General features: G+C 40.3%; 10 protein-coding genes. 4 read left to right on the top strand and 6 right to left on the bottom strand.

Annotation, left to right across the window (positions count from 1 at the left end; all coding sequences use genetic code 11):
- Window positions 1-5: 5 nt before the first annotated feature.
- Window positions 6-602 carry a riboflavin synthase gene (locus H9565_RS02235; RefSeq protein ID WP_215436973.1) on the top strand — a complete coding sequence of 199 codons (597 nt, stop codon included), beginning with the start codon at window positions 6-8 and terminating at the stop codon, window positions 600-602.
- A 1-nt stretch (window position 603) separates the two neighbouring features.
- Here the strand turns inward: H9565_RS02235 and H9565_RS02230 are convergent, their stop codons facing one another.
- Window positions 604-4,404, bottom strand: coding sequence for a transglutaminase domain-containing protein (locus tag H9565_RS02230; protein WP_215436970.1), 3,801 nt, complete (start codon window positions 4,402-4,404; stop codon window positions 604-606).
- 239 nt (window positions 4,405-4,643) lie between these two features.
- Here H9565_RS02230 and H9565_RS02225 point away from each other — a divergent pair, with 239 nt between their 5' ends.
- Window positions 4,644-5,060, top strand: coding sequence for a hypothetical protein (locus H9565_RS02225; RefSeq protein ID WP_215436967.1), 417 nt, complete (start codon window positions 4,644-4,646; stop codon window positions 5,058-5,060).
- 29 nt (window positions 5,061-5,089) lie between these two features.
- Here the strand turns inward: H9565_RS02225 and H9565_RS02220 are convergent, their stop codons facing one another.
- Window positions 5,090-6,901: a sodium:solute symporter family protein gene (locus H9565_RS02220; protein ID WP_215436964.1), complete on the bottom strand. Its 1,812-nt coding sequence runs from the start codon at window positions 6,899-6,901 to the stop codon at window positions 5,090-5,092.
- Window positions 6,902-6,983: 82 nt separating this feature from the next.
- On the opposite strand from H9565_RS02220, the gene H9565_RS02215 reads away from it, so the two are divergent.
- Both H9565_RS02215 and H9565_RS02210 read left to right on the top strand, forming a co-directional pair.
- On the top strand, window positions 6,984-7,739 hold the full coding sequence (locus H9565_RS02215) for a sulfite exporter TauE/SafE family protein (RefSeq protein WP_215436962.1): 756 nt from the start codon (window positions 6,984-6,986) through the stop codon (window positions 7,737-7,739).
- 329 nt (window positions 7,740-8,068) lie between these two features.
- Entirely contained in the window at window positions 8,069-10,633 is a 2,565-nt protein-coding gene (locus H9565_RS02210) for a zinc-dependent metalloprotease (RefSeq protein ID WP_215436961.1), read from the top strand.
- Window positions 10,634-10,637: 4 nt separating this feature from the next.
- Here the strand turns inward: H9565_RS02210 and H9565_RS02205 are convergent, their stop codons facing one another.
- The 4 genes from H9565_RS02205 to H9565_RS02190 all read right to left on the bottom strand — a co-directional run bounded on the left by H9565_RS02205 (window position 10,638) and on the right by H9565_RS02190 (window position 14,975).
- Window positions 10,638-11,699, bottom strand: coding sequence for a mandelate racemase/muconate lactonizing enzyme family protein (locus H9565_RS02205; RefSeq protein ID WP_215436960.1), 1,062 nt, complete (start codon window positions 11,697-11,699; stop codon window positions 10,638-10,640).
- Window positions 11,696-12,769, bottom strand: coding sequence for a DUF1611 domain-containing protein (locus H9565_RS02200; protein ID WP_215436954.1), 1,074 nt, complete (start codon window positions 12,767-12,769; stop codon window positions 11,696-11,698). Before H9565_RS02200 ends, H9565_RS02205 begins: the two co-directional genes overlap by 4 nt.
- 11 nt (window positions 12,770-12,780) lie before the next feature.
- Entirely contained in the window at window positions 12,781-13,842 is a 1,062-nt protein-coding gene (locus H9565_RS02195; RefSeq protein ID WP_215436951.1) for a pyridoxal-phosphate dependent enzyme, read from the bottom strand.
- Window positions 13,843-13,934: 92 nt separating this feature from the next.
- On the bottom strand, window positions 13,935-14,975 hold the full coding sequence (locus H9565_RS02190; RefSeq protein ID WP_215436948.1) for a Kelch repeat-containing protein: 1,041 nt from the start codon (window positions 14,973-14,975) through the stop codon (window positions 13,935-13,937).
- Between the last annotated feature and the right edge of the window lie 13 nt (window positions 14,976-14,988).

The following is a 14,988-nucleotide window of genomic DNA, read 5'->3' as shown; positions in this document are numbered from 1 at the left end:
GGAACATGTTTACGGGCATTATCGAAACTTTGGGCGAAATACAGCAATTGGAACAAGAAGGGAGCAACCTTCATATTACGGTTAAATCTTCATTAACGCCAGAACTTAAAATAGACCAAAGCGTATCTCATAACGGGGTTTGTTTAACGGTAGTTTCTTTGGACGAAAACAGCTATACCGTAACAGCTATTGATGAAACTTTACAGAAAACCAATTTAGACGACCTAAAGGTAGGTGATAAAGTAAACCTTGAGCGCGCCATGATTCTTGGTTCTCGCCTAGACGGCCATATTGTTCAAGGCCATGTAGACCAGACGGGCAAGTGTACCGCCATTGCAGAAAAAGACGGTAGTTGGTTCTTTACTTTTGAATATGATGCCGCTACGGGAAACCCTACTATAGAAAAGGGTTCTATAACCATAGATGGTACCAGCCTTACAGTGGTAAATTCCGAAAAGAACAGCTTTAGTGTGGCCATTATTCCCTATACCTATGAGCACACCCGTTTTAAATCATATCAAATAGGTACAACGGTAAACTTAGAGTTTGACGTTATTGGCAAATATGTAGCCAAGCTGATGTCTTACCAGAACAACGGGTAAACTATTTTTTACCTGAAAAGCTTACTTTAGTTTCCTTCTTGCTCTTCTTAAACCCTATTAGTTGCTGCTTGGCATCTAAGGACGCTTTTACGTAGACCTTGAAGTCTTTGTAATCACTTGCCGGAATACGTTCTTTTGAAGTTTTAGCCTCTATGGAAACATGTAGTTCATTCTCTTTAGCCAAGTCATAGTTTATTTTAAACTGATGCTTTTTAAAACTATAATCCGCACTTTCCGGAATTTCAACAAAACGCTCGTCTTCGTTCAGTTTAATAACATAACTAGACTTGTAAACATCTGCATTTTCATACAACAGATAATCAATTGGAAAAGTACGCTCATCATCTTGGATTATTGACGTGTTATAGGCATTGTTCACCGCTGGAATACGAAACACCCTCATACTGCCAATTTCATCCAATTTCTCGTTAACCGTCAGGTCTGACGTGTACTTTAAAACAGGCGAACGTAGTTCATAATGTATATCATGAATACTATCCATGGAAAAATCTTCTGAAATCCTACTTTTAAAATCGTCCGTAATACTCTTCTTTACTACCTCATAATTGTTCTCCTTAAAAATAGCGGCATAATGAGCGTTTATGCTTCCCTTTAAAACAGATTCTATTCTTAATTTATGAGAACCTTCTCCAATTACATACTCCAAGTTACTTTCTAGCACCGTGGTAGTATGGTCAACATTTCTTAACTTGTAAATGCCCTTCTTTACATCTTCCATCCATTTATTGGGGATATCCAAAGCAGTAGCACTTTCTAAACTGGTAGGTATAGACTTATAGGGCATATTGTTGTCCGTAAGTTCCAAATACTGGGGTTTACCATCTATAAATACCTTGGCTATACAGTGGTTAAAATCTTGACTTGGCAATACCATGGTGCTTTCGCCATAATCTGAGGTAAGCACCAAAACTAAATGCGACTTTAGACCGGCCATTTGAGCTAAGGTGACATAGAGCGTTGAAAAGTCCTTACAATCGCCTAGCTTAGACTTTATAGTTTTTGAGGGCCGCTGCGGAACATAACCACTTTGTCTAAAGCCTACATGGCTATAGCTAAAATTCTCCATAATATAATAGTAAATCTTAGAAGCCTTTTCGTCTTCCGAAAAAGAATCGCTTCCGGATGGGAAAATTGTTTTATAGGCTTCTTTAACATCTGAGTTGATAACGATTTGCGGGCGTACCAAATCTGAATACCAATTGGCTATCTCATCCCAAGAACCTATTGTGCTTACGTGTACATAGCTAGCTACATCACTAAGGCTAGGCATAAAGTTCTCCTCTGGCGAAAGTTCTTTCTGATCAATGGTCTCCCACTCATGGAATACATAATCATCTATTGTTCGCTTTTTATAACTGACGTCCCCATTAAGTGTTTTAGTAGTGAAATCCTTGCCCTTAGGCACCAATATTTTTAAGGTGTTTTTATGAATAGGGTGAAAAGAATCAAACTGAAAATAGTCTACATGGTCTTTATAAAACCTACCGCTATTGGCATAACTACTTTCATAATCTACGTAGATGATATCACCAATTTCAAGATTGTTAAAAACAATACTGGAACCGCTTCTAGACGCGGGAACAATTTTTTTATTAGGTTTTACTATTTCGGATTTTGTAATGTGATAATTGCCACTTAAACCAAGATTTACCTCTTTTAAAGATTCTATACCACTATCGCTGGTAATCTCAACCACATAACGCGTCTGAGACTTACCGCCACCTTCCGGATACAGTTGCAACAGACTTTCATCCAACAAATAATTATACCCATAGTTGCCCTTAACTCCCTTATTACGGGTCTGGGCCATAAATTCATATATATTGGGTGTAGCTAGTTCTTCTAGATAATCCTTGGCGTTGGACAAATCGTCTATTTTCTTGCGTAAGGAGGTATTTGCGCCATTATGTCCAAGTGATTTTTTATACCAAACCAGAGCTTCCTTTTTACGTCCGGATTGCTCTAGAGCCGTACCTTTTAATTCCATGGCCACAAATGAATACGGGAAATTCTCCAACATTTGATCTATATAAGGTAAAGACGCTTCATACTTCTTATATTCATGTTGGTAGGCAATATAATCGGACAGGTAGATATTATCGTGATCCACCAAATTATATCGCTTTTCAAAAAGGGCCAAGGCCTCTTCCTTTCGGTCTTGCTTGTTATAAAAAGCAACGAGAGATTTTAATGCGCTGTAATCAAAATAGGTGTCATCTATATCTTCTAAAATCTGTATGGCCTTATCGTCTTCATTCAAATAGGCGGAATATATATTGAGGTAGACTTTTAGGATACTCAACTGATCCTTATAATTATCGGTAATGGTCTGTAACGTTTCCTTTACGGCAGATTTATTTTCTTGCCTAATATTCAATAACAATTTAGCCGATTGTTTTAAAATATCCATATCCGTAGAAGCCGAAAAGTCCGCTACAAATGCCTCAAACTCCTGTAAGGGCAGTTTAAAAAGTTCCCGAGATTCCTCAAAACGATAGATGTACGACAGATAGTAGTTTTCATCATCGCTTTGGATATTTTTTTGCAACTCCTTTGCAGAAGCATAATCCTTTTCCTTTGTATAACACTCAATATGATATTTTCTAAGAAACGAGCTTTCCGGATAGGCTTCTATCCATGGTTGTAAAGTTGCCTTGGCCTCATTGAATTTTGAATTTCTCAAATACGCACTTACCAAGCATATCGTGTTGAAAAAATTGTTTGGGTCTTTCTTTAATTTATTTTGAAAAAAGGCTTCTACGTCATGTGTCAATACTTTGGGAGCAATACGCTCCAATGAACTTTTTTGATAGGCAACTGGGGTTGCACTGTATTCCAAATCGGTAAAAGCGTGTCCTTCTTCATCTGTAATTCTAACAATAAAATAGGCTATTCCGCTTTGGTCCGCGCTCTTTACTAATAATCGGTTGTTTCCGGCAGGAAGGTTTACGAGCACATTATAGGCATCCAAATCGGTAATGCCATCATTGGTGTTTTCATAGATGAGTACATCATTTAGCCAAACTCTTGCAAAAGATGAACTACCTAAACGTACTACTGCTTTTTTTGCTGATGGATTGCTTATAAAACTTTGTGCATAATTTACGCCACCACCATATTCTGCGTGGTTAGAGTAATATTGATACGCATCTTTCTCACGCCCCCTTTGTGTATACCAATTGATAAATCCGTTGCTATTGGCGTTAAAATCCGTTTTGGAAGTAGTATTCTTTTCCGGAGCATATTCCGTAGCCAAACCACTACCGTTCAAATTCTCAAAACTACCACAAAACTGCCAAGCCTTAATAGCTGGTATTTCATAATTCAATTGGTCGTACGCTGCCCAATCATCGGAATGTTGAGCTACGGCAGATTTGAGGTACCTAAGCGACTCCTTAACAGTTGTATTTTTAATTCTTTCTAATGGTACGCCATTTATGTTAGCCACATTTTTTCTGTTGAATCCTGTTGTTAAATAGGAATCGAAAAAGAAATTATGGTTCCACAATGCGTAGAGGTAATATTCAAAATCCGGCTGGGCAACTACGTTTGTAATAAAGCCATCGGCAGAAGTAAATGTACCATTCTCATTGGCTATAAGTTCATTGGTTAACAAATCTGGCAAACTACCCTTGTTCTTTTTCTGAAACTTAACTTTAGCCTCCTCTCTCTGATTCTTTAAAAGAAGCTGCCAATAAGCATCTATTTTTTTGGTTTCTTGAGCTTGGGAACAAGTTGCAGAAAAGACAAAAGCCACTAGAAGAAGACGATAAAATCTCATACGTAGGTAGGTTTGGTTAAAGTTTGGATAAATTATAACGCAAGTTTTCTTTAAATGGTATGCTTAGCTACAATCCTGAAAAAACCAACATGGAATTCAGAACTACCCATTTCTACAATTAAAGACCGAACAACGATTTTATACAATAAGCTCACCTAACAGGCGTTGATTCTAAAGGTGTTAGCCAATAGCACCTAAGCAAACCTGGAGGCTCCCAATCCTCCTTTAAAAACCTACTTATGAAAAAGCGCATTGTATACCTACTTTGCAGTGTTGTATTGGTGTTGACCGCAAGCTGTTCTAAAGATGAAGAAGAACCAAGTCTAGTAAGCGGAGAGGCCAAAATCTCAAACGACACTGGAATTTCTTTCGCCAACTCAACCGGATTTTCCGCAGATTACGTGACTTTCAAACTCAGAAAAGGTACTGGAGCAGAAAAGGAATATGGACAAAGTTTGAGCAACTATAGCCTAACATCACTAGAGCAAGGGTCTATTACTATTTACCAAATACAAGTGTTTGACAATGAGGAAAAGGTTTCCTTTAAATCCTACACCTACGATGAAGATGGTAATAGAAGAGAGATAAAATCTACTTCAATAATAGAAATAAACCAGGATGAGGTACTACAAATTATTTTGGAGAGTGTAGAGTAACAACCGTACCACCTCATCTTTTTATCTCATTACAGTATATTTTCTTTCATTTTGTTCCAAGCCCGTATAAGCAGGAAGCCCGAGACTACGGCAATTCCTGTAAGCAATAATGCGGCTTCGGTTCTACCGTAAATCCAATATCCGGTTGCGAACATAATTGTGTAGATAAGAACACACCCAAGAACCATTGCGGTAATACCTTGGGGCACGCTCCACTTTTCATTATCGTTCTTAATTTTTTCTCCATCGGCCTTGGCATCATTAACCACTTTAGACCAACCTGGTCCTCCCGGCTGAATACGCTTATAAAAAGACCGAAGCGTTTCTTTAGATTCAGGTTGTGTCATAAACGTTGCCGTTAACCAAATAGCAGAAGTAACCATCACTACAAAAGGATACTCGGCCCAATCCGGAAAAACTCCTGTCGTTTCAGCAAAAAGAACCGCCCCCAAAGAAGTAGTTTTCAATACAATTGAAATTACCCCTGAAGCGAACATAGCCGTAATTTCACTCCATGCATTAATACGCCACCAGAACCATCTTAAGATAAAAATGAGTCCGGTACCCGCACCAAAGGTCAATAGAATGTCAAAAATCTGAAGCGCATTCTCAAGTGCCAAGGCCAAACCTGCACTCAGGATCATAAGTACAACAGTAGAAATTCTACCCACGGCCACCATTTGCTTTTCAGTAGCATTAGGGTTTATCTGTTGCTTATAAAAATCAAATACAATATAAGATGAACCCCAGTTTAACTGTGTAGAAATAGTACTCATATAAGCTGCGATCAAAGAAGCCAGAACTACACCTAAAAGTCCGCTTGGGAGTTTGGTCAACATGGCGGAGTAAGCCAAATCCTGTCCTAGTTTGTCTTCCGCGATATTAGGAAAAGCTTCATGAATACTTGCAATATCCGGGTAAACCACCAATGATGCCAATGCCACCAATATCCATGGCCAAGGCCTTAAAGCATAGTGCATAATATTGAAAAAGAATGTGGCGCCAATAGCATGATTTTCGTCTTTTGCGGCCAACATACGTTGCGCAATATAACCTCCCCCGCCTGGTTCGGCACCTGGATACCAAGAACTCCACCACTGTACGGCCAACGGAATAATAAAAAGGGTAATCAGTGCCTTTTTATTACTGAAATCAGGAACAATATCAAGTTTCCCCATTACATTTTCATGCGCTATTAGCGCCTCAATACCACCAACCTCGGGTATATTTACCAAATAATATGCGGCGCCTATAGCTCCGGACATGGCTACAAAGAACAAAAGAAAATCAGTATAGACCACTCCTTTAAACCCTCCCAAAGCACTAAAGGTAACGGTAATTAATCCCGCACCAACTACGGTTTCCCATGGTTCTAGACCTAACATAATACCACCTATCTTAATAGCGGCCAAGGTTACGGATGCCATTGTAATAATATTGAAAAGTGCACCTAGATATACGGCCCTGAACTTTCTTAAAAAGCTTGCCGGAGCACCCCCGTAACGCATTTCATAAAATTCTAAATCTGTGTTTACATTGGACTTACGCCAAAGTTTGGCATATACAAAAACAGTTAAAAGACCGGTAATCAAAAAAGCCCACCAAACCCAGTTCCCAGAAACCCCATTTGTCCTAACAATGTCCGTTACCAAATTAGGTGTGTCGGTAGAAAAGGTAGTAGCCACCATTGAAAGCCCCAATAACCACCAGGGCATAGTCCTGCCGGACAGAAAAAACTCAGATGAGTTCTTACCCGATTTTTTAGAAACGTAAAATCCAATACCTAGGACAATTGAGAAAAAAACAATGATAAAACTATAATCTAGAGTGGATAGTTCCATTAAAGAGGGTTGGTTTTGGGATTAGTCTTTAAAGATATTATTTTTTAGGATACTTTTGCCTTTTTCATACAAACCTCTTCCTGTGCTTTTAACTACTTCATTCAACATTACACTTACCGCTTGGGCCCTTGCATTTACAGCTGCAACCGTTATTGGACTCTCAAAGGCTGGCATTAAAGGAATTGCAATTGTAAATGTTACGTTAATGGCGCTTGCCTTTACTGCAAAAGCATCTACCGGCATAGTAGTTCCTCTCTTGGTGGTGGGCGATATTTTTGCCGTTATCTATTACAACAGACACGCCAATTGGGCACATATCATAAAATTTCTGCCGTGGATTCTCGTTGGGATAGCTTGTGGAGTATTGATCGGAAACGATCTGGATGAAGGGTTGTTCAAAATTGCTATGGCAATCATCATTTTGGTAAGCGTGCTTATGATGTACTGGTGGGATAGGCGAAAGTCCAAATCCGTTCCCACACATTGGTTATTTGCAGGCCTCGTAGGAACCATTGCCGGTATTACTACAATGATAGGCAATTTAGGTGGTGCGTTCAGTAATATTTACTTTTTGGCCATGCGCGTTCCCAAGAACGAATTCATTGGTACCGCAGCCTGGTTGTTTCTTATCATCAACGTTTTAAAACTACCGCTGCACATTTTCGTTTGGGAAACTATAACCATAGAGACCCTTCTGTTTGACCTAAAACTGGTTCCTGGAATTATCTTAGGTGTTTTCTTGGGTATACGTCTGGTAAAAATCATAAAAGAGGATTTCTACAGAAAAATGATTTTGGTCTTGACCGCACTAGGAGCCATCATGATCTTGATTAGGTAGTAAATGCTGTTGCTTGGTGTTCGTGGCTTCTTACAAAACACCTTCTATTTCCTATTTTTTTCTTAATAGATTGACATACAACTTTCAGAATTGTATATTCAACTCAACTATTTAATGCGGGTTGCCGTATATATTAGGGCTACAGGCGTACGCTATTAATAACCGATACAATTTCTGTTAAAAGCGAGTAAGACTCGGCCAGCGCCATACTAAAGTAAGAACTGACACGTTCGCTACTTATACGAAGACCCATCACGGGCATATTTAAGGGGCGAACACCGACTATCACCTACAATCCCAAATTGTAGGAGCGGTTAATATTTATATCAATGAAACAATTTTTTATATACATAACGTTGCTCTTTGTGGCTGCATCCTGCAGTACCATAGGCATAGCCAATAAAGGCAATAAAAAAGGCAAAACAGAAAGCGTAGCATCAACCAGTGCCAAGGCTTACGATCGTTTAATCTCCAGTGAAGCTATTACCAGCAACGGTCTTTTTGATGTTCACAAAGTAGGGGACAAATACTATTTTGAAATTCCTGATAGCCTTTTTAACCGAGAGATGCTTGTAGTAACCCGGTTTATAAAAACTCCTTCGGGTGCCGGTAATTACGGTGGTGAGAAAATTTCCGAAAACACCATCACTTTTGAAAAAGGACCTTCAAACAACATTTTTCTTCGTATTTCTACTTTGGTAAGCTCTGCTAGTGAAGATGATGCTATTTCCAAAGCGGTAAATAATTCTAACATAACCCCCATTCTTGAAGCTTTTGCCATAAAAGCTACCAATGAAGACAAGCAATCCCATGTTATTGAAGTAACCGATTTTATAAATGGCGAAAACCCGCTCTTGGCACTTAGTGGCGATCAAAAGGACGATTACAAACTCACCTCTCTTGAAAAGGATAAATCCTATATAAAGGAAATAAATTCGTTTCCCGTTAATACGGAAATCAAAACGGTCAAAACCTATAAGGCAAGGTCTAGTGTTGATAAGAGAAAAGAGCTTCCCGCAGCAATTCTTGCCGGAGTGGTTACATTGGAAATCAACAACTCTTTTATCCTGCTTCCAAAAGTTCCCATGAAAAAAAGACTGTACGATGCCCGTGTGGGTTATTTTGCAAGTTCGTATTTGGAATATGGAGACGACCAGCAACAAGTAGATCGGAACACTTACATACACAGATGGCGATTAGAGCCCAAACCTGAGGATTCCTTAAAATGGCAACGAGGTGAGTTGGTAGAGCCCAAGAAACCTATTGTTTACTATATAGACCCTGCCACTCCTAAAAAGTGGAGGCCCTTTCTTATTCAAGGAATTAATGATTGGCAAGTTGCCTTTGAGCAAGCCGGGTTTAAAAACGCAATTGTTGGTAAACCATGGCCGGAGAACGACAAAAGTATGAGCCTAGAAGATTCCCGTTTTTCGGTACTTCGTTATTTTGCCTCACCCTCCAAAAATGCATACGGCCCTAATATTGTAGACCCTAGAAGTGGCGAAATATTGGAGAGCCACATTGGCTGGTACCACAACCTCATGAGCCTGCTGCACAGTTGGTACATGGTTCAAGCCGGTGCTGTTGACGAGCGCGCAAGAAAAATGGAATATGACACGGAACTTATGGGCAATCTCATCCGTTTTGTGGCTTCGCACGAGGTAGGTCATACGCTAGGGCTTAGACATAATATGGGCGCCAGCTATGCTACTCCCGTTGAAAAATTGCGGGATGCTGAGTTTTTAAGAAAAAATGGCCATACCAGTTCAATTATGGATTATGCCCGTTTTAACTATGTTGCACAACCGGAAGATAGTATTCCTACGGAAGATTTAATGCCACGAATAGGCGATTATGATAAATGGGCCATACAATGGGGTTACTCCCGGTTTGCCGATGATTTATCCGCAAGGGACGAAAAAGAACTCTTGAGCCAAATGGTGGTAGATAGTGTATCTGCCAACCCAAGATTATGGTTTGGTGGGGAAGGGCGCGATTTTGACCCTAGATCACAGACCGAAGACTTGGGTGACGACGCCATGCAAGCCAGTATGTACGGTATTCTGAACTTACAGCGTATTGCTCCCTACCTTAAAAAATGGACGCAAGAAAAAAGCAGCGACGATTATGCCAATTTAGACCAGATCTACAAGGATTTGGTCGGGCAGTACAGTGACTATATTTTTCATGTTACCAAGAACATTGGCGGAATTTACGTAACACCAAAAACCATGGGTGAAGAAGGTGAAGTATACCGCCCCGTGGATAAGCAAAAGCAAAAGCAGGCATTGGTATTTTTAAACAATTATATTTTTAAAGAACCCAAGTGGTTATTGCGAAACGAAATTTTGAACGCCATACAATCGCCGCAATCAAAAGAATCCGTAACCAAGACCATGGAGAGCGTTATGCTCAATCTTTTAGGTGGCAGTAGGCTAAGTAGAATGACTTTTATTGCAGAGCGATACGAAGATGAAGACCCCTACCTTCCCCAAGATTATATGGATGATTTGAACCAATTGGTTTGGGGCGATATGAATGTTTTCTACCAAACGAATGCCTACCGTAGAAAATTACAGAAATCTTATGTTGCCAACCTGATTACGCTTTATAAACCGGACGAAGCAGAAGGTTTGGTAGAAGGTATCTTGGCTAAGCTTTCCGAAGGTTACACCTCTAATACGGATGTGCGCTCATTGGCCCTTGACAACCTTTTGAATTTACAGGGAAAAATTAAGCGGACCATTCCCGTGATGACCGATAGACTGACCATTGCCCATTTAAATTATCTTAAAAGGGAAATTGAATCGGTTATTGGTGAGACCAAAGATGTAGATCCGCTATTTATTCCTTTCCGTAGAGATATTTCTATTCAGGAAAGTGAAGAGAATTAATTAGCTATAGATGTATTATTCCTAAACCTGGAGCATCCGATGGGTATAACACCCCTTTTTCTAGTTTGAACAAGCCTTTAAAAGGGTCGTCTACCACATCTAAATGCCCATCTAGATCGGCATAACAAATGTTAGGCCTGGAAAGTGCAAAATGAAGTCCCGCAGAAATACCCAACGCACACTCATCATTACAACCCACCATAGTTTCAATCCCTGCCGATTTAGCTACGGAATTAATATGCATTCCTTCAAAAATACCTCCCACCTTCATCAACTTAATGTTTACCATATCCACCCTTTCGTTCTGGGCAAGCCGGAATACATCGGTTAAGGTTTTTAAACTTTCATCGGCCATTAAAGGAATATCTATCTGGTCCATAACTTCACCCAAGCGTTCTTCCCGCTCCTGTTTGGTAGGCTGTTCAAAAATCTCAATACCTATCTGGCTGGTGGCTTTTACAAATGCTACGGAATCTACTACGGAATATCCTTGGTTTCCATCAAAGCGGAAAGTAACTTCTGGAAATTTCTCGTGCAGCAAGGTCATTTTTTCAATGTCCTCGGCAAGGTTGTGCCCGCCCTTTACCTTTAAAATTGAAAACCCCTGCCTAACGAATTCCTTGGCCTGAGCCATGGTTTCCTCCAAAGATAAAATACCAATCGTTATACTTGTTGGAATGCTTTGTCTGTAACCGCCTAAAAACTTATACAATGGTACATCTGCTTTTTTTGAAATGATATCAAAAAGCGCCATGTCTACCATAGCCAAAGAAGACGATTTCCGGCCCAATAACTTCTTTAATTCCTTTAAAACATAAGCGTACATAAAAGGGTCCTTGCCTTTTAAAAAAGGAATGATAACCTCTTTTAGAGCTGTTTCTACTTCCTTAGGATGTTCTCCCGTAACTATTTTATCCGGAGCGGAACATCCATAACCAACTATAGCACTATCCGTTTCAATTTTAAGAATGAAATTTACCGTATCATCTATCGTTTCGTAAGCAATAGTATAGGGTTCGGACAGTTTAAGGTCTAGCCGCTCATAAGACACGTTGGTTATTCTCATTTAATCTTTTCCATTAGTAATGCTACCAGTTCTTTAGCACCATACTTTAGCACATCAAAAGCAGGCAACTTTGTTTCAAGAGTAATCTGCTTGCATGCCTCCAGAATCTCATCCTCCTCCATTTCTTCATGGTTAACGGTAATGGCAATTACCTTTTTACCAGAAATAACTTCAATAGCATTGATTTGTTCTGTTAACGAATGCATTTTATAGCCTGGAAACCCATCATATTCCAGTCGTTTTGGAGCATGTTGCAATATTACGTAATCAGGTCTGCCTGCCGCTAAAATTTCAAAACCACCGGGGTAAGCAGGGTTCATTAAACTACCTTGCCCTTCAATAACAATAACATCAGGCTTTTCATTTTTATAGGCACTTACCACGGCATGTTCAATCTCCCCCGATACAAAATCGTTAATACAACTGTCCATTACCATACTATATTTGGCGCCTTGCATCCAAGCGGTCTGTCCGGTACCAATCATTTGGGCCTTTTGACCGGCATCTCTAAACCCGTGAACCAATAACCAAGCAGTGGTACGCTTTCCCAATGCGGAATCCGTTCCCAAAACAGCCAATTTTAAACAATCTACTTTTTCAATTTCCCCAGTAAAAAAATGAAGTTTGTCCCGGTCCGGTGTTTTACGAACATCGCGGACCCGACAGTTATTTTTAGTGGCAATTTCCATTAACGAAGCATCATTCGTCAAAAAGTCGTGTAAACCACTATCTACGTTCCAACCCATTTCCAGAGCTTTTGAAATGGTAGCCTTTGCTTCTTTTGGTAACCGCCCCCCATCGGGTGCCAAACCAATAACAAGAGATTCCGGCGTATTGCCAGAAGCACCCAAAGTTTCTACTGCATCCTCTATGGTTGAAAAAACCGGGATTCCGCTGGGTTTCCCATCAAGTACCTCACCAGCGTCCCTAGAAGCATAATTTGTATCCAATACGCCAACTACCTCATAACGTTCGGTAAAACGAACCAAACCATGCGCAGTTTTTCCGTTAGGAGTATTAAAAGCCCCTTCGCAATAGATAAGGGCCTTTCCATCAATTGATTTTTTCATTTTCTTAAATATTAATTTTTTGCCGTCAGAACCGCTACAAAACGGTCTGGTTCAAAATTCATTTTTTCGTCAAGTTCCAGTAGGGCTATTAGTCCAGCTGTGGAGGCAGGCAAAATGCGAAAGCCTTCCTTTTTGGCCAGTAGGGCCGTCATATCCTTTAATTTTTTATCGCTGATATTATACGCCTCACCATCGGATTCCCTCAAGGCATACAACGCTTCTTCTCCGTCAAAACTATGCCAGTTAATAAGCGGCTCATTGTACTTGGTCTCCTTAATAGCTTTGGGATCCAAATCCTTGCAATAGTCCAGTCCCAGTAAAAACGATTGAATAATCGGATTTTTTCTTGATGATGAAGCCGCTACCATTTTGGGTACCCTAGAAGTCTTGCCCCTTTTATAAAGGCTAACGAACCCCCGATAAATTCCAGCGAAAAGTGTACCGTTGGAAACAGGTACCGCACAGTACTTTGGTGCATCTCCCAAATCTTCAAAAATTTCTAGGGCAATCTGCGAATAAGCACTGATCTGCAAAGGGGTATTGGCTCCTCCCGGATTAGCATCATACCAACCGTTATTTTTTGCGAGTTCGCTACTCTCTTTTACGACATCTTCATAGCTCCCCGGCCTACGAACAATTTCTGCACCCAGCAATTGCATTTCTACAACACGATCGGTATGAAAAGTTTCCGGAATATAAATTCTACAAGCAATACCGGCCAAGTTGGCGGCTAACGCCACAGCAACACCATAGTTACCACAAGTAGCCAAAGACACCACTTCAAATTCCCTACGGAGGGCATCATAGATTTGTGCAAAGGCAATACGGTCTTTTTGTGTTCCCGTGGGGTTATCACCTTCGTACTTAATGTACAGCTGACGAATATCAAATTCCCGCTCCAGGGTTTTTGCGCGGTGCAAGCCTGTGTCTCCTACTTCAAGATTTATGATATCTTCATATGACTCTAAACGATCTACCAAGGACTTACTTTTGTCCCTAACAAATTCGCTTAGTTTTTTGGTCTCGGAAGACACCTTGTTCTCTGCGGTTTTCACACCGTCTCGTAAATCCATTTTTATAATTTGATATTGGGGAATTCCCTATCAAATGTAATATGTTTTTAGTCACGATGTGAAAAATAATTTTAAAATTATTCAGCTGAAAATCAATCTTCTACGCTAAATTTTTCCATAGTGGTAAGTTCTGGCGAACCGCCTCTGTTCCCACATCCCGAAGCAATATATACACCGTCTTCAAAAAGCACAAGACCACTACCGTGCCTACCTTCTACCAAGCTGGGCAAGGTGTGCCATTTATGGGTGTTTAAATCCAAAACCTCAACATCGGCATGTGCTTTTTCCTGTGTTGTAGATTCACCCCCAACAACTATCAATTCATCATGAAATAGTGCAGCGGCATTACCCGCTCTTGGCGTTGGAATATTTTCTGGTAACGTCTCCCAAGTATCACTTTTTATATCATACACATCAACCTCGGCTATGGTTCCTCCAAAAACGGAATCAGGATCAATCCCGGAATTTCTACCTGCCGGGGCGTAAATCTTTCCATCTGCTAAAACCGCCTGAAAATGGTCTCTTGCACGAGGTGCATCTGCCAGAACCTCCCACTCGCCAGTACTTGGATCGTAACTGTCCATCCAATTTTTATAATCACCTATATGACCGTTCTTTATTCCGCAGGCAATATAAATCTTGCCTTCATACAGCACATTTCCTGTAGAACCACGTCTTCTTTCCTCTGGAATTTCATCTCCCTTAGACCATTCATCCGTAGCAGGGTCGTAGATATAAATATGCTCCGTTGGGGTTTCTGCCGGATATTTACCTGTTAGTGCTGAAATAAGGTATATTTTATGCTGATAGACCACAGGCTGAAAGTGGTGCATTTCAATAGGAGGTTTACTGCCTTCTGACCAGCTTTGGGTATTGGTGTCATAGATACTTACAGGGCGAATACCTCTTCCCCCTAACAAATAGAATTTATCATCTACGCGAACAAAGGCCGCTTCATGGCGGGCTACGGGTTTGCTGCCATCTGCGGAAGCTACCAGTTCCCAAGCCATCGTAGGTTTTTGAACGGTTATTTCATCTACCGGTTTTTCAACATCCGCTTTTTTGTCCGGATTGTCCTTACATGCCGTGAATAGTAGAATACCGCTTAATAGGCCAAGAAATTTTTTGTTCATTTGGAAGGTGTTT

Source organism: Zobellia russellii, assembly GCF_018728565.1.
GTDB lineage: Bacteria > Bacteroidota > Bacteroidia > Flavobacteriales > Flavobacteriaceae > Zobellia > Zobellia russellii.
This window is presented reverse-complemented; position numbering and strand designations above follow the sequence as displayed.

Coding starts and splice junctions, on each gene's coding strand:
- H9565_RS02220 (WP_215436964.1), bottom strand. CDS start 6,901: ATGGAACTATCCACTCTAGATTATAGTTTTATCATTGTTTTTTTCTCA.
- H9565_RS02200 (WP_215436954.1), bottom strand. CDS start 12,769: ATGAAAAAATCAATTGATGGAAAGGCCCTTATCTATTGCGAAGGGGCT.
- H9565_RS02190 (WP_215436948.1), bottom strand. CDS start 14,975: ATGAACAAAAAATTTCTTGGCCTATTAAGCGGTATTCTACTATTCACG.
- H9565_RS02225 (WP_215436967.1), top strand. CDS start 4,644: ATGAAAAAGCGCATTGTATACCTACTTTGCAGTGTTGTATTGGTGTTG.
- H9565_RS02210 (WP_215436961.1), top strand. CDS start 8,069: ATGAAACAATTTTTTATATACATAACGTTGCTCTTTGTGGCTGCATCC.
- H9565_RS02205 (WP_215436960.1), bottom strand. CDS start 11,699: ATGAGAATAACCAACGTGTCTTATGAGCGGCTAGACCTTAAACTGTCC.
- H9565_RS02230 (WP_215436970.1), bottom strand. CDS start 4,404: ATGAGATTTTATCGTCTTCTTCTAGTGGCTTTTGTCTTTTCTGCAACT.
- H9565_RS02195 (WP_215436951.1), bottom strand. CDS start 13,842: ATGGATTTACGAGACGGTGTGAAAACCGCAGAGAACAAGGTGTCTTCC.
- H9565_RS02235 (WP_215436973.1), top strand. CDS start 6: ATGTTTACGGGCATTATCGAAACTTTGGGCGAAATACAGCAATTGGAA.